Origin of the sequence: Bdellovibrio sp. HCB209 (assembly GCF_047306065.1) — a bacterium.
Classification (GTDB): domain Bacteria; phylum Bdellovibrionota; class Bdellovibrionia; order Bdellovibrionales; family Bdellovibrionaceae; genus Bdellovibrio.
In genome coordinates, this window is record NZ_CP178618.1 from 2524053 (window position 1) to 2543108 (window position 19056).

The following is a 19056-nucleotide window of genomic DNA, read 5'->3' on the forward strand; positions in this document are numbered from 1 at the left end:
GTGGACGAGAATTGCGCCTACATTTTTCAAAAAAAGAAGGGAGCGTTACCGCTCCCTTCCAAGATTTTAATTCTTTCAAACAAGACTTTGTGTCTTACGTATTTTTCGTCAAGAAATCTACGATAGCGTCTTTCGGGTGGTTACCAACAAGTTGGCCCACTTCGCTGCCGCCTTTGAACAACAACATCGCAGGAATACCGCGAATGCCGTATTTAGAAGGCGTCGCTGGATTTTCATCCACGTTTACTTTAACGATTTTAACTTTGCCAGACAACTCAGTCGCCACTTCCTCTAGCTTTGGAGCAAGCGCACGGCAAGGACCGCACCATTCTGCCCAGAAATCCACAAGAACTGGAGTTGAAGAGTTCAACACTTCTGTTTCAAAAGAACCATCTGTTACTGCTGTTGTATTTACGCCCATTGTAGGCCTCCGTATTAGAACAAATTACCATACTTAATTTGAATACGGAAACCTTATAGTCAAGGTCCCCTAAGGAGCAATCACTTTTTAAAAAGGGCTTTGGCAAACTCTTGGCGCAACTTATCGAGATCTTTAATACTTTCCTTGTCCCACTCTGACGCAATGTCTTGTTGGCGTTTGCGGGATTCCACGCGGGTGATGGTGCTATTCGGAGAGACCTTCACATCAGCCACTAGATTGGCGTATTTTTTCATTCTTTCCGCAAGCTTAGCAGAGGCCTTTTCCAGCTCCTGACGCGCCTTAGAAGGCGGCGCTTCTTGCTTAGCCTCTACTGGTGCGGCTGCCGGCACGTTTTCGACCTTCTCCACTTCTGGAGCACCGCCGCCTAAAAGCTCACGCTCCAAGGCTTTAAGATCGACATCCGGGAAGTCATTGCCTGCCTCGTCAGCAGCGGCATCCGGCTCGATGTGTTCGGCTTGAAATTTCGCGCCGAACTTAAAGCGTGGAGTTTCCTTTTCTTCTTCACTATTTAGCGTGAACTCTGCACCTTCACCCTGAGGTTCCGGGTTCAGACTGAAACCCATGCCGTTGCTGGATTTTACCTCATCCGAGGAACCTTTAACGACGATAGCTTCACTTTCAGTATTGAACTTACCCGCCTGCGCTGACGGAGAAACAGGTTTTGCGCCGGGGCTTTCCAGATGAATGGCCTTGTTAAGTTTTTCCAGCAGTGCGCCTTCATCCTGACCCGTGATCTTTGCTAAAACTTGCACAATGCGTAGCGGAGCCACCGGGGCCTCCAGCATCATGTCGACACGGATTTTGATCAGATCTTGCGGAGACGGCTTTACATTCGCTGGAAAAATAAGCACGGACTTTCCACCCCAACGTGTCATCTCTTTCAGACGCTTACCAACGCCCAATGAAGAAACCTTAGTGCCTTTACCGGCACCGATTACCACATCGGGATTGAAGCTGATGATTTGATCAGAGACGGCGTACTCACTCGACAGACCAATGACGTCAAACCCCACTTTTTTCAAAGTTGATTCAACGCTCATGAGATCGGCGTAGTCCTCATACACCAAAAGTACCTTACTCATCCTTCTATTGTCAGATAAGCTCGCCCGATGGTCAAACTACAGACTGGACGATAGGCGCGATGACTTCGTTAAAACCGACGTCTACAATGAACCCCATGTTCAGTATCTTTAATGGCAAAAAAGCCGTTCAGTACATTTTCTTTGAGATGCTTCCAAGTTTCATCCTGGGCTTAATGGTGTTCATTTCCATAATTTTGATGTTCCAGGTTTTACGTTTGACCGAGTTTGCCTTGGTTCACGGAGTGGCTATCAAAACTATCGGTGAAATCGTGGGATATGTTGTCATCTCACTTTTGCCGGTGCTCTTTCCTATGGCCCTGCTCTTTTCGGTATTGTTAACTTACGGCCGCCTTAGCCAAGATTCTGAAATCGTTGCGATGAAGGCTTCTGGGTTAGCAATGGGAACGTTGTTACTCCCGGCAATTATTTTGGCCATAGTTGTGGGCATTGTTTCTGCGCAGACTTCATTTGTGATTGCCCCTTGGGGGAACCGCCAGTTTGAGGTTTTATTTTCACGTTTGGCGAATACCAAAGCCACAGCCGTTATTAAAGAAGGAACTTTCGCAGAAGGTTTCTTTGATATGGTCGTTTACGCGAACGAAGTGGATTCAAAAAATGGCAAGCTTCGCAAAGTCTTTATTTACGACGAAAAAAATGGCGATGTGCCTCTGACGGTTATTGCGAAAGAAGGCAGCCTACTCCCCGATCCAGATCGTCCGGGTCAGGAAGTTTTACTGCGTCTGCAAAATGGCGAAATCCATCGCCAAACTAAAACGCACACGAAGATCAGTTTTGACACTTACGACGTTCACTTTTCAGAACCAGATACTTACCAAGAACGCGCAAAATCTCCACCGTCCTTGACCCTGGATGAAGTTCGCAATCGTATCAAGGCAGGCATCAAAGATCCTGAAGAGTCACGTATCATGCACACTGAATTGCACAAGCGTTGGGCCATCTCTGTGCTTTGTATCGTGTTTGCTTTGATTGGTGTGGGCTTAGGAACAACGACAAATCGCCGTGCCGCTAAAGCCGGTGGTATGATCTTGTGTATCGGTATTATTATCTTTTACTGGGTTTTGTATATTGCGGCCGAAGGTGCTGCAAGAAATGGAACAATCCCCGTTGTCTTAGCAATATGGGCGCCGAATGCTATTTTTGGTGGCCTTGCGTTTGAATCTTTAAGAAGAAATTGGAACTAGGATTTTAGAATTCGATCGTCAGAGGGGCATGTCCTTTTAAATAAGAGCGATGCAGCAGCATCCTTACTACCACGGTCATCCTTGACCACATCGCCCCTCCCTTGAATCAAATGGTAAGAGCATCCCCCGCACCTTGCAAAAGATTTTTTTAGATGATTTCACTTTTTTCGCATGAAAATTGCCATCTGAAACACCCCACTATCCCTAGTGTGTCCCGCCAAAATCACCCACAATACCTGCCAATTTGAATTTCTCGGTCATTAACTCAGAGTGAAATAATGTGGATAAATCTTGGGCATCACGCACCATTTGTGCGCCATCTAACAACAAATCCAACCCACCTAAAAAGTGAGGATCCAAAGGATGACCTGGAACTACCCAAACCGGACGCGAAAGTTCCGCAGCTTGATTGGCCGTGATCAAAGTTCCACTGCGACGACGAGCCTCCACCAACAATGTTGTCGCCCCTAAAGCCGCAATCAAACGATTGCGATGATGAAAAAGACGCTTATGCATTGTCTGGCGATAATCGTACTCACTGAGCAAACATCCACCACCCTCTATGATTGGCATGATCCAATCCTGCAAACTTGCGGGATAAATCTCTCCCAATCCTGAAGGCAGAACGACGACGGTTTGACAGTTTTTTCTGAGCGCTAGGGAATGTGCTTTCTGATCCACTCCCCGAGCTCCCCCGCTGATAACTAAAGGCATCTGCGTTTCAAAAAAGGCAGCCAGTTCTTGTTCCATCCATCGCAGGGATTCCGCACTGGGCTCGCGACTTCCCACAACAGCAATGGATCTTTCGATCATCCAGCAGGGTGATCCACGATAACTCAAGGTCAAGGGTGGCTCCGCCATCAAGTAACATTGGGGCGGAAACAAGGGCTCCCCATAACTGACAAAATGCACGCCTTGCATCTGCAATTGTAAAACGTCAGCACAGAGTTCCTTAAAAAGGCCTGCGTTTTTCTCGAGAGCTTCACCCAATAAAGGTAAGTACTCGTGCATCGCTTGGCGAAGATAAAATTCAGTCAGACAATTTAAACGCGCCAGGCGCAGATAGGTTTGATGGATCTCATCACGGTGAACGGTGTACAGAGGATGAGTTTTAATAAGTTGAGAGAGAACAAAGATTTCAGTCATAAAAAAAGGCCCTGCAATTTCGCAGAGCCTTTCTTTGGGCTTATAATTCTAGATCGAGATCTTCTGATCCGGCTTCCGGCGAAACCTCAGGAGCTCCTTGCATATCGAGCTCTTTTTCAAGCTCCTCTGTGGATTCCGGAGAATGACTTTCCACCGCAGGAGCGGAATCATTTTTCGCCGTTTTTTGGCTGATACCTACATAGTCACCCAACAAAATGTCTTCGTTGGATTTTGTCACGTAGGCCGTTGCAAAATTCGCAGTCACTTTAATCACCTTGATAGATCCGATCACACGATCATTGATGATCGCATCCGTGCGGCGATTGCGAAGAGCTTCATCTGCGTACACTGATAGATTCTGACCTTCCTGGAATCCGCGACCAGAGCCACCATCCAAAAACACCAAGGAGTTCGCCATGAAAAGACCACGATTCTTACCGTACTGACCACCCATGATCTTCGCACCAGCAGTGTCAGACACTGTACCTGGAGTTGGATCAATCATCGGAAGTTCGCCAGGAATCAAAACCGCTCCAACCTCAAGAGGCTGAATCGCTTTTTTCACCAACGCACGATAGATGTTCTTGGCTGGATTTACTTTTTCCATAACCTCGATGGAACCTTGAACTTCGATCATCTGTGCTTTACGTCCCTTAGTCGCTGGGTCCGCCATATCGCCCATATTTTTTTGAACGATATAGTTTTTCTCTGGAGTGCCATTCATAGTGACGTAAATATATTGGTACTCACCCGCCGTTTGCGTATCCATCTCTGTCGAAGTAATGGAACCTGCTCCCGTCACAACTGAATCAGACAGGTAATAAGACAAGAATTCAAACGGAGTTGGGAAAACATTTTTTCTAAACTGAATTTCCACACCCGTGCTGTTGTCGTAAACACCGAAACGACCGTGAGGCAAACTTCCTGGAAGGTCCTTCAACACTGGAGTGAACTTACGTGTAGAAGCTGGCACTGGAGGTTCTGCAACACTTGGCTCGACAACTTTATCAGCTGCTGCCGCTGCGGAGGCCTCTTGGCCAGCAACTGCTAACGTCGGTGCATCCATCATTGTTCCTGGGAAGAACTGAATGTTCATGTCCGGAGTGATTTCATGCGGATTCAAAATAGCGCCGTTATTCAATGACCAAAGCTTTGGCCAGAAATTAGGATCACCAAAGAATGTCGTGGAAATATCCCAAAGAGTATTTCCTTTTTGAACTTTATAAACTTCAGACTTACGAGAGCCGACAGCTTTTTCCCACGCCTCATCAGACGTCGGTTGTTCGTTGTACTTTTTGTAGATGCTATGGAAGCGACTTTCTTTATCGTAGTCAGGCTCCCCGTTCCCCATATACGGCGAAGCGTCCGCGTGTTGCGGTGCTGGCACATCTGCAGGAATATCTGGCGCTGGAACATCAGGCGCCGCTGGTGGCGGAGGAGTTTCAACGTTGTGAACTTCTGGATCAGGAATTTCTGTAAACTCTGGAACAGAGGGCTCAACTGTCGCTGCGTCTTTATTCTTATCCAACACATCCAAAGGATCTGCATCCCAAGTTGTGTCTGGTGGTGGAACATCTTGACCGTGCGCTGTTTGGAATTGCACCAATAGCGCACAGAAAATGATCGTCAATGATACAGAGAACTTCGTGTTCTTCACTGTTAGCATCCTTGCGAGTGATTATTCTTTAGTTGAACATTTTCAGTTCAGTGTCAGCTCTGAAAGACTCTGGGCTTCCTGGGTAACGAGTACGAACTTCTGCCAAAGAACGTTTTGCAAATTGTGGCAGATTCATTTTTTTGTAAGTCATTGCTTTCGCAAATTTCGCACTCGCAGCTTTATCGCTGTTTGGATATTCTTTTTCGATGCGCGAGAAATAGCGAATCGCTTCTGGGAAATTGCTGTGATCGACAGCCATTCTACCCGCCAAGAACAATGCGTTATCTGCGTACGTGCTGCCTGGGAAGCGCGTCAAAAGACTTTGTAGACGACTCTTCAAACCGATCTCGTCATCACGCTGAGAAGCGCTTACCATTTCAGCATAGAGTTCCGTGTCAGTTTGTTTTCTGAAATCTTGGCCCGTCAATTCCACCAACAAAGCTTGTTGTTTAGGAGTTTGCGCAGCACCTCTAATTGTGTTTGTTGACTTAGCGGTCGCTACTAACGGTAAGCTTAAAAGTAGTGTTGTTGCCAGTGTTCCTAGTTGCTTCATCTCTCGACACTCCTTGATCTTTTTCCAGTATGACATGCAATGCAAAGTGCAAACAAGCAGACTTATCCACACAAAATGTTGAGTTATTGTAATGCTGGACCTTGGACCTGTTGAATTTCAAGGGTTTCAGCGATTTGCATGAAAATTAGGCATCAATTAAATACATGTTTTTACTAAGTAAATTACCATAAAAGCATAGTTTTTCAGCGCTCTAATTTCAGATCTTACAATCCGATCCCTACGGACGCAGCGCCCTCACGACAGATTATTTTAGAATCTGTTCTCGCCACGCTTTTTGCTAAGTCCTCGAATTCATGATTATTCTATTCTTCCTTGCCTTGGCCTTAAGCAATCACTCGGAACCCCACTTGCTGAATAATGCATCAGGGCTTTCTCAGAGTTTTCAACAAAAGTGTCTTACATTACTTCCTGTCGAGTCTGAAAATCACTCTGCCCTGACCTCAATAGTTTGTGGCGAGAAACTCACTGATCAGAAACTGAAACAGAATTTGGTGAAGACATCTTTGATCCACATCTTTGTCATCTCTGGATCACATCTTATTTTGCTCGACGAACTCCTGGCTCTTTTGCGCGTTCCATTTTATTTAAGATTCTTACTTACGGGCATTTACACCCTCGCTGTTGGATGGCAACCACCCGCCGTGAGAGCCTTGATAGCACTGGGTTTGCGAGGCACTTTCAAAAAACTTCGCTGGCATTTTTCTTCGGACACTTTGACGTTGATTGCAGGCGGTTCCACCTTGGCACTGTTTCCTGAGTGGTGGAGTTCGTCATCACTGCTGATGAGTTGGTGTGCGGCACTCGCACTTTCTTGGAGTTCTTTGTTAGACATAAAAAATAAAATCCACCGCGTGTTGTTCAATCAATGTGCAGTTTTTATTTTTATGTGCGCACCGCTGTGGGGATTGAGTGCTCTGCATCCACTCGCACTGCTTTACAATCTGTTATTAGCACCGTTGGTTTCTTACTTGTTACTACCGCTAGGGCTTCTTGCGATGATCGTTCCCTATTTCGTGGTGGCTTTTGATTTTGTGATGTCAGCATTTGCAGTGTTGCTGAATTGGGTGGCAGAACCGATTTCCACAGGCACAGCAAAACAGATTTCATTATCCACATTGTGGTTTTGGATATTCGCATGGCAGGTGTTCTTTCATTTTTTACGCTTAAGACTTAAGCAAGGAAGGGACTCTGCATGGCTTGGATCGTAAGGTTTTCGATCTTTTCATTTTTGCTGGTCACTTTCAGCGCGACTCCCACGACAGAAAAATTTGCCCGCAAATACATGATCGTGTGGAATGTCGGTCAGGGACAATGGGTCACCTCGGTGGAGGAGTTTTCCTGTCGACACTTTGACGTGGGCGGCGAACGTTTTCCGTGGAAAAAGATCGCAACACTTTGCCGGGACAAAAAGAACTTCATTTATTTAAGTCACTGGGATTGGGATCATATCGGTGGACTTGCGCGATGGCCTTCGAGTTGGGACACCTGCATTGCGATGCCTCCCCTTGGACAATCTTCGGCTGGAAAAATGAAGATGCTGGCGCGCTTTGCAAAGTGTGAAGACACGCGAATCAAAAAATGGAAAGAAATCAACCCACCGCAATTGGGTAAAAGAAAACGCCCCGATACGAATGCCCTCAGCCAAGTCGTTCAATATAAAGGTGTGCTTTTTACGGGCGACTCCCCGGTAAAGGCAGAATCGGAATGGTCGAATCAAGAATGGGTGCCATCCAGTCGAGTTTTAATTTTAGGTCACCACGGAAGTCGCACCAGCACATCAGAACACTTGTTAGATAGAACGCGAAATTTAAATGTCGCGATCGCATCAGCAAGATATGCCCGCTACAAACATCCCCATGCGGAAGTTGTCGCGCGAATAAAAAGACATCGAATTCCCCTTCTTAAGACTGAAGATTGGGGAAATATCTGGTTAGATTAAAGGAATAGTAATATTTCCGTCTCGGGTAGACGCAAAACAAGATTCTTTAACCACAGTTTACTTCAAGTTTTCCTGTTGGGTCACCGAAGAATAAAATATGAGAATTTACTTGAGCGTCTTGTTTATAGTTCTCACCGGGTGCAATTTGTCTGTCTCATTGAATGCCCGAAGTCTGCAATCTCCCTCGATTGTAGCGCCTCCTATTATCAATAACACAACAACTCCCAATCACTATCAGGTCACAGGAAAATGTGACTCGGAATTTCCGATCCTCATAACGTTACCAGATGGTACGACTCAAACTGAGCAATGTCATAACGGCGAATACACCGCTGATTTAAATACTTCTACTTGGCCCGAAGGTCCTTCAACTATTGAAGTGAAACAACAAAACTCTGGCGGCACCGAATACTCGGTCTCGCACTCGTTGACTAAAGACACGATCAATCCAGTTTTAACCATTTCAACGGATGTGCCCACTCCTTATATTAATGCCTCCGTCGTCGATTCAATTTCCATTGCTGGCGCATGCTCCGAAGACGGTATTCACGTTGGGATCTTTAACGGCTTAGATGTTATCGCTTCATTGACGTGCAGTGGTGGTGCTTACAGTGGAACTTTAGACTTATCGAGTCTGCCCCAGGGCTCACTCAACTTAAATGCACAGCAAGCTGATACTGCGAACAACAGCACAACGACAAATTTTTCCTCCACAACCATCGACACCTTGGCGCCTTCGGGAAGCATAACGTTTGCCGGGCTTACTCCTTCACCGTCGAATAGCACTTCGAATCGCACGGTGACATTCACCCTGCCAGCGACGACATCTCATTTTAAAGCCATCGCCTCCAAAGATACTCTGTGTATTACGGAACTCACAGATCTTCTGGCTTCCACGGAGTTATCTGCTGGCAGTTCTTTTACCCTAAACATCCCCTCTGACGGAGTTTATCAAATCTGTGCGATCGCCCGTGATACAGCAGGAAATTACCAATCAGTTCCTTCGTCTTCGTCATTGCTAACGATTGATACCGTTTCTAATCTGACTTTGGACACGCCTTCGGTCAGCAAGTATCAGACCGGATACACGATCTCTGGAGCCTGTGACTCGGGTGATACGTTAGTGATTACTGGGGCTGACAGCTCACTTCCCTATTCAATGTTCTGTCCAGTGAGTGGGCTTTACAGTAAGTCTGTGATCTTTTCTGGTGCTGATGGATTAAAAACATTTACCGTGGACTCTGAGGATAGCTTGGGGAATACCAATACGGTTTCCCAATCGGTCACGAAGGACACCTCCATCTCCGTCCCTACTATCACCGCAAAACACACGTTGGATTCAGATCCCTCGGCGTCGTTCACTCTTTCGAACTGCACTGACGCCACCTACGTTTATATTACTGAGACCGCAACGATTCCTACGCTTGCAACAACAGGGTGGCTGGGATGCTCGACTGTTACCGATCATTATGCTTGGGATTTGACGAGCGGAGCGGATGGTCTGCGCACAGTTAAGTTTTTCTTCCGTGATGAGGCGGGAAATATCAGTCCTTCCACGATCATCAACCTCAACTATGACTCGCAGCCCCCGATCATTCAGATCACGGATGTTCCTGACCCAATTCCGTCAGGGATTTCCTATCCTTTCTCTTGGAAAATAACTGAGGCCGCCATCAGCTCTACAAATGTTGTAACTGTCGCGTGGTACAATGGATCTACATGGTCAACCATCTCGTCACCGACAGTGGGACAAGATGGTCCCTTGGCAGAATACTTAATGTCTTTGTCCTATAATCCAACGACAACGGGTGCAGGTCGTAAGATTCGTGTGAGTGTAACGGACAATAGTGGACTCATCACAACGGTGGAATCCAATACATTCACAGTTATTGCGGACACCACTCCCCCAACGATCAGTTCACCATCATTAACAGTGAATGGCAGTACAACTCCACCAGCAACTATCAAAAGTGTTTTGAATGTTTCCTTCAGTACTCAAGATCCAGAGACGGCGGTCACTCATTTCTGTTTAAAAACGACGAACTCAGCTCCGACGAATGGGTCTGACTCTTGCTGGATATCGTTACAAGATCTGGGTATCACGCCATCTAATAGTGTGAGCGTCAGTAACTACAAATACCTTCTGCTTCCACCCGTCAGTGGAACTTATAATATCTATTTGTGGGTAATGGACCGAAAACAAAATATCTCGGTGCAAACGGCAACTCCGGTCGTCGGCAAAGATTATGTTGCGATTAACTACAACCCCAATCCAATGCCCACAGTGGGCTATGTTTTAGCCGCTAACACCAGTGCACCTTACTCTCCCCCTCTTGCTTCTCAAACTGTGGTGAATCAAGGGCAAGACGTGTTTGTCTATTGGAGTGCGGCGGATAACAACACCGTGGCCTCGATTGAACTTCAAGGCAGCACCGATGGAGTGAACTATACAACTTTGGTGACAGGTCTCAACAACGGGATCAATGGCAGTTGTTCACTAAATGTGAATTTCACGGGATGCGCACGCTGGGCAAGTACCTATGCTGACGGCACGGTTTTCTATCTTAAAGTACTCGCCCGAGACAACGACGCACAAATCGGTGTGGGACTTAGTACGCCTTTCAACTCACCTCAGTTTCGCGTGATGGCCGGAAATTTAAGCCCGGGAGATGGCGGCGACTCTCGAGGTGCGCTGTTCTCTCCGACTTATCATGCGACTCGTGCCGTGTTTGGTATGGCCGTTATGTCCGATGGAAAAATCCTGGTGAATGATGATCGTGGATTGGTCCTTGTCGATCCTGTCTTAGGCATCACTGAAGTGATTTTAAGTGTTACAAATAGTGGTCTTTACTCTGGCGACGGTGGCCCTGTGCGCTTGGCTAAAGCCATGAAGATTCATAAAATCGCCGTCGATTTCAAAGACAATATCTGGGTTTACGACAATCAAAAAATCCGTCGCATCAACACCCACGTCACCCCATGGACGATTGAATCCCTGATCGGTGGTACGAATGACAATGTCATGGGTACCTTGAATAACAACATTATCCTCGACCCTCGAGACGTAAAAATCGATCCAGCGATAATGACCGAATACGGTCGTCCTATCGCCGTTACTCCAAGTGGCGACATTTATTTGCCTGGTGGTGAAATCGAGTCGCTGTGGCTTTATCGTGGCAGCCTTTCAAATCCCCGCTTGGAAAAAATCAAACTGACCGGATCAGGCACATGGCAGTCGTACAACTCACTGACATCCACCTGGAGCGATACCGTTCTGAATTCCCTCAATAAATCAATTGATCAATACGTGCCGGCGTGGGATCCGATCAGTCGTATCACCACTCATCTGAATCTGTCCTTTGCCGATGTGCAGGTGGGTAATACCAACTTCCGCGCTGGAAAATACAATTTAGATGGTTCCCTGATTGCCCCGTACTACACACAGCCTTACACCAATACGACAAACTGTGCGTCGATCCTGCCAGCGTTAGATGGCGAGATGTACGTTTATAATAAGTGTTCTTATTCATACTTCACTTTAGACGTCAAAAAACTAAATAAAACGAATGGAACATACACGCGGGTTTTAGGTGCAGACACTTCTGGAACAAGTGTCGATGGATCTAATGCCGTGGGCTCCCCGGTTTCGATTGAAACAGCTTTTGTGAATCGTACTGGTGATATTTACTTTGTCGAGCGCGGCAAAATTCGTGTGGTCAAAAATGGCAAGATCTATACTTTATATGGAATTTCCAAAGACCAAGGCGACGGAGATCTCGCTCTAAAATCACGCTTTAATACTGTTTTTGATATCGCTCATGGCCCAGGTAACAACGTGATCTTACAAGACGTTGGCGCCATGAGAATCCGCGAAGTCGTTCCGGGAGCAAGCTCAAACAGCTTAGTGCTTTTAGCAGGTAATGGTTCGGTCGAAGATGCTGCTGATGGCGATTCCGGTCCAAGCACGGGACTTCAATATGGTGTTCAAAGAGTCACACAACAGCATCTTATCTCTGATCCCGAAACAGGTGATGTCTTCCGCAACTGTGCGGGTTTGAAAATATGTCGCTTGAATCACAGCACTAAAACTTGGTCTCACTTGATGGATACCACGGGCGGCGTCAATTGGATGGATACTTTAACTCCCGCCGCGTATTCCACATTGAGTATGGGTTATTCACCTATGATCAACCAGTTTGCTAAAGACAGCGGTGGAACCAAACACTTGATGGTTGGAGCCCAAACCTGGAATGGCGTCAATTATCGAACTGCGGTTAAGGTTGTGAATTTAACGACGACGGTAGCTTCCACGATCTATGGTAATGGCGAAGACGCTTCGACCGTCGCTGGTCAGATCTGTCCGGTGGGAACTATCTCTGGCAACTGTATCGCCCATCGCTATCCGGGCTTCTATATGCAAGCGACGTCTCAATATTTGCCGAGTGAAAATGCCTGGTTGGTTCCTATCTTTGACCACTATTTTTGGCCTCTCCCACCGTCTCAGCCAACGGGTTCTTTCATTCGTAAGATTAAGGTGGGGGCTGGTATTGAAGACGTCACCGAGCTTCCTGGAGAGCGTATGACGAGCTTTATCAAAGTGAGCAACAGACTTTATTTCTGTAACAGCTTGGGACGATTCAAGTACCAAGAGCTTACAGGCGCCTACCCGATTTATGAGTTGTCATTACCGCCGGGAATGTTCTGCACAGGCATTTCGATGTTGTATAAGGCGGCGGATTCAACGTTCCCGGCCCGCATTGTCTTCCCTATTAAAGGGCACGGCGCCATGGGTGTGATGGAGTATAATCTATAAAAAAAGCTCCGGGGTCACCGGAGCTTTTTCATTTTAAAATCTGATCTTTATTTTACCAGAAATAAGTCAAACGCGCGCCGAATTCACGAGGCGTGTTTACTTGGTAGTATTTCGTCGTGTAACCAGCAATTGTCGAAGTCGCGTCGAATAGCATGTATTGCTTATCGAAGACGTTACGTACGAACACTTCTGTTGAAATATTCCATTGAGCCATCAAGTATTGCAAAGACGTATCCACATACCATTGCTCTGGAGCTTTCTTAGAGTTTTCAGCATTGCCATAGCTTGGGCTCATGTAACGACCTGTCGTATCCCATGCCCAAAGATCTGTTGGCTTGAATGTATAAGTGATGCTTCCAGTGAAGTGGCTGGCGAATGGGAACTCATTGCCAGAGTAATCCGTACCAGTTGGACCTTTGAATTCATCAAAACGAGTTTGGTTGTAACCAAGACCGGCTTGAAGGAAGTTCTTAGGAGACAATTTATACTGAGCTTCAACCTCACCACCGTAAAGTGTTGAGCTTGCAGCATTCACGATTTGCGTGTCGTAAGGGTCATTACCACCTGCAGACAAGTTCACTTGTACTTGTTGGTTGTTCCAACGTGTGTAGAACGCATTGGCGCTCAAACGAACTTCGTCGCCCGTCATTTTATAGCTTAGCTCTGCGTTGTCTGTTTTCTCTGGACCGTAATCAGAAGCTGTCGCTTTCGTACGATTGATACTCACGCCACCCGTTCTGTAACCTTGAGTGAAAGAGATCCCGTAAGATTGGTTGTCGTTAGTTAGGATGTAACCAACTTTCGGCAGGAACATGCCACCCTCTTCTGTGGAAGTGTAGCTTCCCGCAGAGGCGTTGTATGGGAATGGTGCATTCGTGTTTACAGTCGTATCAAATTTGTTTTTTACGTATTCATAACGAAGACCCAAGTTCATCGCGTGAGTTTCATTGAATTTGTAAAGCAATGAATCAAAGATCGCGCCTGTTTGTTGGTATTTCGTCGTGTACTGGCCAATTTTGTACAGGTTCCCAGAGATAATAACGTTGAAGTCGTAGTTATCTTTCACCATGTAGTTATGGACATGAAGCCCCAACACATTTTTGATTTTCTCTGTTTGGTAACGGTACAAGTTTTCAAGACTTGTATAGTTATCAGAGTGATCTTCCATACGTTTGCCCGCTACGTTTGTAGCCTGGCGATCCGCATCCATCTCAACGTCTTGCTGACTTTGAGAGTACGCAAGGATCGTTTCGTTAGAAGACTGTTCGTTGATCTTTTTGAAGTAACGAAGGCTTGATTGCTGATTGTTCGTCAAGAAACGTGTGTTCACGTCTTCGGAGACTTCATACGCAAAAGGATCTGTACCGGAAGTAAAGTTACCGCCGTTCTCTGTTTGCATGACTTTAACATTCCAACGGATCTCGTCGAACGCGTTGATTTTGTAAATCATGTCAGCAGTAAGATAGTTCTTATCAGTACGGCCCCAACGATCATCACCTGTCGTTACATTTTTGATGTAACCGTCGTTACGCTCAACATTGACTGCAACACGAGTCAAAATTTTGCCATCAGCCATCACGTTATTTGTAACGGCGCCGATTTCTTTTTGACCATAGTTGCCCAGACCGATTTTCGCTGCGCCCTCAGTTTGACCTGTTGGTTTGCGGTGGAACATCAAGATATTACCCGCCAAAGAGTTGATACCTTGGGTAGTGCTTTGAGCACCACGGTAGATTTCGATATGATCCAAATCCCAGAATTCAAACGCGCCCGCAGTCACTGCAAGGTCCGTTTGGAAAACATCATCAACCAAAATAGATGCCAAGTTGTCTTTTTGATAACCTGTTACACCCAAATTGTTGATACCACGGATACTGAACGTGTTGTCGTTCTTGTTCATTTGAACGTTCGGTAGAGCGTTCAAGGCTTTGATAGAGTCTGTCTTAACAGCTTTATCGTAGCTCTCGCCCGAAATCACAGAGATGGACTCTGTACTCTCAAGGTAAGACTTTTCCTCTTTGTTACCCAAAATTTGCACTTGTTGCAATTTGTAGGTTTCAGCCGGTTTAGCTGCTGAAGTTTCTGTAGAAGACTGAGTTTCTGTTGTTGTCGTCTCAGGTGTCGTCGGTGTTGTCTGAGCGTGCGCTAGGCACGCCTGCAAGGTGAATAATACTGCGATGCTAATTCTCATTCTCTCTCTTCCTCTTTCCCTCGTTATAATCGTTTATAGTTAACAAAATTTGGAACAATCTTTGATGTCTTATAGTGTTCTTTGCCCAACATATCGTTCAGGATCGTTGCCGATCTCCATGCCATCAAACTTGTTTGTGGTTCAGAAATCCCGTGACCATGACGGCTAAAGTTCATCGCATAGATCTTGTTTTCTTTAGGTCCTTTCCATTTCACAGAGAAATTCTTCTGTAAAATGAAGCGACCTGTTTCGTCGAAATCGATCATCTGCTGAATAGGTTCAATAATATGTGGGATGCGTGTTCTAAAGCCCGTGCTTAAGATCACGATATCCGCATTGTGCACTTCTGTTTTGTTCGAGAATGTGCTGCTCACAGTGAGCTTATAGCCATTGCCAGCTTCTTCAATGCGATCCATGCAGCGAGATGGCAAGATCTCGATCACGGCTTCGCTACGGTGAACGTGGCGCAATTGATAGATATCATTGTAAAGCGCTTCCAAATACTCTGGAGTGTTACCGTCAGAGGCCATTTTTTGATGACGAACGATAGGATCTTTCTGAGACTGATCCAAACCAAAGAACTCTTCCACGTAGTATGGAGTGAAGTATTCATTCACGAACGGAGAATTATCCAATGGCTCCAAATTCGCACGGCTTGAAATCAAGCGTGTGCTCATCGGTTGACCCCATTTACCTTTAAAGGTGTTACGGAAGATCTCGATACCCGTCTGACCACCACCGATAATCACGACGTTTTTGCCAGTGACATCCAAGTCCTTCAAGTAAGGCGACTTCGCATGGAAAACTTTTGGACCGATAAAGTTTTTTGCAAAATCAGGAATATTGGGAGTCAAACCTGTTCCGATACAGATGTTGTCGGCCTTAGCGATGTTATTGCCAGAGCGTACCAAGAACTGTCCGTCTTTGAAGTTCACTTCATCGATTTGCGCAGCAAAGTTCAGGCGGTGTTTCAATTGCTCACTCACCCACTGGCAGTACATTTCAAATTCACGACGAGTCACCACTTGGCGGTTCGTGTTCATGAAAGAATAGTACAAGCCATTTTGAACCAGATAGTTCATGAAGCTGTAAGGGTTTGTAGGGTCCGCGCCCATCACAAGGTCTTTGAGGAAAGACGTTTGCATTTCAGAGTCCGCGAACATGATTTCAGAGTGCCAGTCAAAGTTGGGTTTGCCGTCAAAGAATGCGCTAGCCACACCTGCTGTTTTATCAGCAAGAGCCGCCAAAGAAAGATTAAATACGCCGATACCGATACCTATAAGATTGTACTTTTGTTCCATCTTACAGTGCTCCTTTGTTTAGTCCCAGGACTAATGGATTCAAGAGTTCGTCTCCGACCATGGGGACCGGGCGTTCGTGAGAGTCGGCATATCCGATCTTGAAACGCACCTTGTTTACCAGCACACGTGGCATTTTTTCCGCCAGAAGGTTGACGCTGTCATCCACATTCAGGTTTTTTCCCGTAGTTGAAAGATAATCGCGAAGGACTTCACCCAAAATTCCGTAGAATTCCAATTCCGAGTAAGAGTCGCACTCATGCAGCACTTCCGAGATAAAACGTAGAACGGTGACAAAATGTCCCGTGAACAGATCATGAATCAAATAATTGCGAGGAAGCTGCAACAAATGGCGCGCCAAGTTCGCAGACTCCTCCGCCAGTGGAGAACCCTTCGACAAACGAAGGTCACCCTGGAAGTCCTTAATGATCAAACCTTGTGGGGCATGATCTTTAAGTTTCAATACAATGTTTTGGCCATGGGAAACCAAGCCAATGCCATATTTCAATTGCAAGTGGTACAACGGCACCACCACGACTTCAAAATACTTACGCAGCCATTGAGACATCGTAAGACCTGAAGCTTTCACATAAGCACCCAACAAAGAATTTCCTTGAGGGTCTTTATGGAAGAAAGAACCCGTCAAAACCGAGAACTCACCGTTCCCGGCTTTAGATTCCGCGCACTCTCTCCAGATCGCACCCAAATACTCGTGATAACGATAAGGTGCCTGCTCGACTTGTTTGTAGATCGGATGTTGGAAGCTTACGCCTGCTTTTTCAGCCAGCACTTCAACACCTTTCAACAAAAGATCTTTTTGACAGATCTCCGTCATCTTTTGCGAAAGCTCGCCACCGACCGGAATGTATTTCGCCGCAATTCCGCGAATACTAGAAGTATTCAAGATCGTCACCGGGAGTTTAATATCCCATTTACCGGGGCGGCTGATATTTGAAAGAGTGCGAATAGAGATTTGCGGTTGGTATTTGTCACCAAATACACCCAACGCCTTGATCACTCCCGTCGACAATTCTGCCGCAAATTGAATCTGAATAATGCGATCCCACTGCCATGGATGAACAGGAACGAAAACGTGCTCAGCCTTACTGATCTGTGCATCAGACAGTAATTGGTTGAAACGTGTTAGTTCTTCTTCGTCCATGGACTGAGCCAGGATGGAATCTGTCGTGACGCCGGCCATTTGCGCCGCAATCACCGAATTCTTACGAATTGCCAGCCACATCAATCGAATGACCGGTTGGCTCTCAGGAGCAAACTCTTTCAAGTCTTGCTCGCTCCACGTGATGCGACCTTTATTCAGCAATAGTTTCGGATGACCGTTAAGAATGGCTTGGATTTGCAATCCGGACCACTTCGTCATTTGCTCCGAAGTCTGCTCCGCTTGTTTTTGTTCGATACGCAAGTCCGAGAACAACGTGTTATGCATCTCTTCCAGGAAATTCCCCAGAATGATGTCATCCATATTGGTTTCTTTTTGGCTGTCGATAAAAAACTGACCAGCGCTTTTCACTGGCATTTTAATACCATCAACAACGCGCACGATAGAGTCAGCTTCGACTTTAATATCGGTCCAAATCCCCTGCCAACCTTGACAGTGGTATTCGACACCACTTTGCAGTGCGAACACGAAATTCTGACCGTCAGCTGTGGATGGCTTCAGAATTTGCTCATAGCTGAGCTCCTGAAGGCTTTTCGCCACCAGGTTCTGATTCACCCGCACCCAAGCAGATCCAGAATGAAGAGTGTTCGCACTCATTTTCACAGGAAGTTCCCCATAAAGAATTTTTCGCGACGGCACTCTAGCAAAGCCGCACGCTTATGAGGGAAATCAAATTCCTTAACTTTTCTCCACGCCGGGAACGTCTCAACGTAACGGATGATACGTTGATTGTCGGAACGAGGCTCCGCCATGATCTTGCGTGTGCGCGGTTCTTCCAAGAATAAGTAATGAGTCGCCGATTTCAAAATCGCGTCTGTGTTTTTGAAACCTAGGTATTCCATGTTACCGATGAGCAAATGGAAACCACGGTCAAAGGCTTCAGAATCGTAGTAAGGACCTAAACGGTCTTCCAGAGTCCAATACATTTCAAAATAACCTACTGGTACGCCATCGAATTCAACGAACGTTGGAATGGAATGCAAATCTACCAAACCTTTTTCAAGGTATTCTTTAAGTTCGACTTCTGGTTTTGCCAGTTCCCAGAACTCAGCAACGTAAGGTTGGTTGTGCCAGAAGTGGAATGTGCTCAAATCTTTTTCAGCATCCACCACTCGGAAGCTCAATGTTTTGCCAATGCTTGGAACGTAACGAGAATAAAGTAAGTCCCCTGGTTGCGGCTGTGGGCGCACAGGATGATAAACGTTGCCTGAATACATCCACTGCTCTGGAGTTAAAGACTGAGTACCGAATGCACACCACAATGATGGATTTTGATAAAAGTCCGAGCGGTTCATGGCTTTCTGATTTACCGAAATCGTTTTTAGCTCTGGCTTATTAATGAAAAGATGCTCCATCGCGATCAATGAGGCCGCGTTGGTGACTACTTCCTTAGAATTCAACTGAAGCTTTTCGCCCTGGTCTTCGATACTGAATTGCACCGAAGACGGTCCTGTGATCGTCAAAAGACCGTCAGCCAAATCAGCTGTGTACTTTGAATTTTCCTGAACATGCAGATACGTCTGTTTCATCTT

The 19056-nt window shown here is 46.1% G+C and carries 13 protein-coding genes; 4 read left to right on the forward strand and 9 right to left on the reverse strand.

Annotated elements, in window-relative coordinates:
• Positions 1 to 94: 94 nt before the first annotated feature.
• Together trxA and ACLVWP_RS12330 are read right to left on the reverse strand one after the other, a co-directional pair.
• On the reverse strand, positions 95 to 421 hold the full coding sequence (gene trxA, locus ACLVWP_RS12325) for a thioredoxin (RefSeq protein ID WP_181604504.1): 327 nt from the start codon (positions 419 to 421) through the stop codon (positions 95 to 97).
• An 80-nt stretch (positions 422 to 501) separates the two neighbouring features.
• Positions 502 to 1524, reverse strand: a complete 1023-nt coding sequence (locus ACLVWP_RS12330) for a hypothetical protein (protein ID WP_413557607.1) — start codon at positions 1522 to 1524, stop codon at positions 502 to 504.
• A 95-nt stretch (positions 1525 to 1619) separates the two neighbouring features.
• On the opposite strand from ACLVWP_RS12330, the gene lptF reads away from it, so the two are divergent.
• The gene (lptF, locus tag ACLVWP_RS12335; protein ID WP_413557608.1) at positions 1620 to 2726 is read left to right on the forward strand and encodes an LPS export ABC transporter permease LptF; all 1107 of its coding nucleotides are present in this window, start codon (positions 1620 to 1622) and stop codon (positions 2724 to 2726) included.
• Between the two features lie 204 nt (positions 2727 to 2930).
• Here lptF and ACLVWP_RS12340 read toward each other — a convergent pair whose 3' ends face one another.
• Genes ACLVWP_RS12340 through ACLVWP_RS12350 form a run of 3 tightly spaced genes read right to left on the reverse strand, consistent with a single transcriptional unit; the run spans position 2931 to position 6082 of the window.
• Positions 2931 to 3872, reverse strand: a complete 942-nt coding sequence (locus tag ACLVWP_RS12340) for a DNA-processing protein DprA (protein ID WP_413557610.1) — start codon at positions 3870 to 3872, stop codon at positions 2931 to 2933.
• Positions 3873 to 3912: 40 nt separating this feature from the next.
• On the reverse strand, positions 3913 to 5538 hold the full coding sequence (locus ACLVWP_RS12345) for a LysM peptidoglycan-binding domain-containing protein (RefSeq protein WP_413557611.1): 1626 nt from the start codon (positions 5536 to 5538) through the stop codon (positions 3913 to 3915).
• Positions 5539 to 5557: 19 nt separating this feature from the next.
• Positions 5558 to 6082: a tetratricopeptide repeat protein gene (locus ACLVWP_RS12350; protein WP_413557613.1), complete on the reverse strand. Its 525-nt coding sequence runs from the start codon at positions 6080 to 6082 to the stop codon at positions 5558 to 5560.
• 314 nt (positions 6083 to 6396) lie between these two features.
• Here ACLVWP_RS12350 and ACLVWP_RS12355 point away from each other — a divergent pair, with 314 nt between their 5' ends.
• From ACLVWP_RS12355 to ACLVWP_RS12365, 3 genes are all read left to right on the forward strand, one after another.
• Positions 6397 to 7311: a ComEC/Rec2 family competence protein gene (locus ACLVWP_RS12355; protein ID WP_413557615.1), complete on the forward strand. Its 915-nt coding sequence runs from the start codon at positions 6397 to 6399 to the stop codon at positions 7309 to 7311.
• Positions 7296 to 8042: a ComEC/Rec2 family competence protein gene (locus tag ACLVWP_RS12360; protein ID WP_413557617.1), complete on the forward strand. Its 747-nt coding sequence runs from the start codon at positions 7296 to 7298 to the stop codon at positions 8040 to 8042. Before ACLVWP_RS12355 ends, ACLVWP_RS12360 begins: the two co-directional genes overlap by 16 nt.
• A gap of 145 nt (positions 8043 to 8187) precedes the next feature.
• Positions 8188 to 12855 (forward strand): hypothetical protein, encoded by a 4668-nt coding sequence (locus ACLVWP_RS12365; RefSeq protein WP_413557618.1) that lies wholly within the window; start codon positions 8188 to 8190, stop codon positions 12853 to 12855.
• 52 nt (positions 12856 to 12907) lie between these two features.
• Here ACLVWP_RS12365 and ACLVWP_RS12370 read toward each other — a convergent pair whose 3' ends face one another.
• The 4 genes from ACLVWP_RS12370 to ACLVWP_RS12385 are packed head-to-tail and all read right to left on the reverse strand — an operon-like array spanning position 12908 to position 19053.
• Entirely contained in the window at positions 12908 to 15046 is a 2139-nt protein-coding gene (locus ACLVWP_RS12370; RefSeq protein ID WP_413557619.1) for a TonB-dependent receptor, read from the reverse strand.
• Positions 15047 to 15069: 23 nt separating this feature from the next.
• Positions 15070 to 16347 (reverse strand): lysine N(6)-hydroxylase/L-ornithine N(5)-oxygenase family protein, encoded by a 1278-nt coding sequence (locus tag ACLVWP_RS12375; RefSeq protein WP_413557621.1) that lies wholly within the window; start codon positions 16345 to 16347, stop codon positions 15070 to 15072.
• A 1-nt stretch (position 16348) separates the two neighbouring features.
• The gene (locus tag ACLVWP_RS12380) at positions 16349 to 18121 is read right to left on the reverse strand and encodes an IucA/IucC family protein (protein WP_413557623.1); all 1773 of its coding nucleotides are present in this window, start codon (positions 18119 to 18121) and stop codon (positions 16349 to 16351) included.
• A gap of 2 nt (positions 18122 to 18123) precedes the next feature.
• Positions 18124 to 19053, reverse strand: coding sequence for a GNAT family N-acetyltransferase (locus ACLVWP_RS12385; RefSeq protein ID WP_413557625.1), 930 nt, complete (start codon positions 19051 to 19053; stop codon positions 18124 to 18126).
• Positions 19054 to 19056 lie beyond the last annotated feature (3 nt).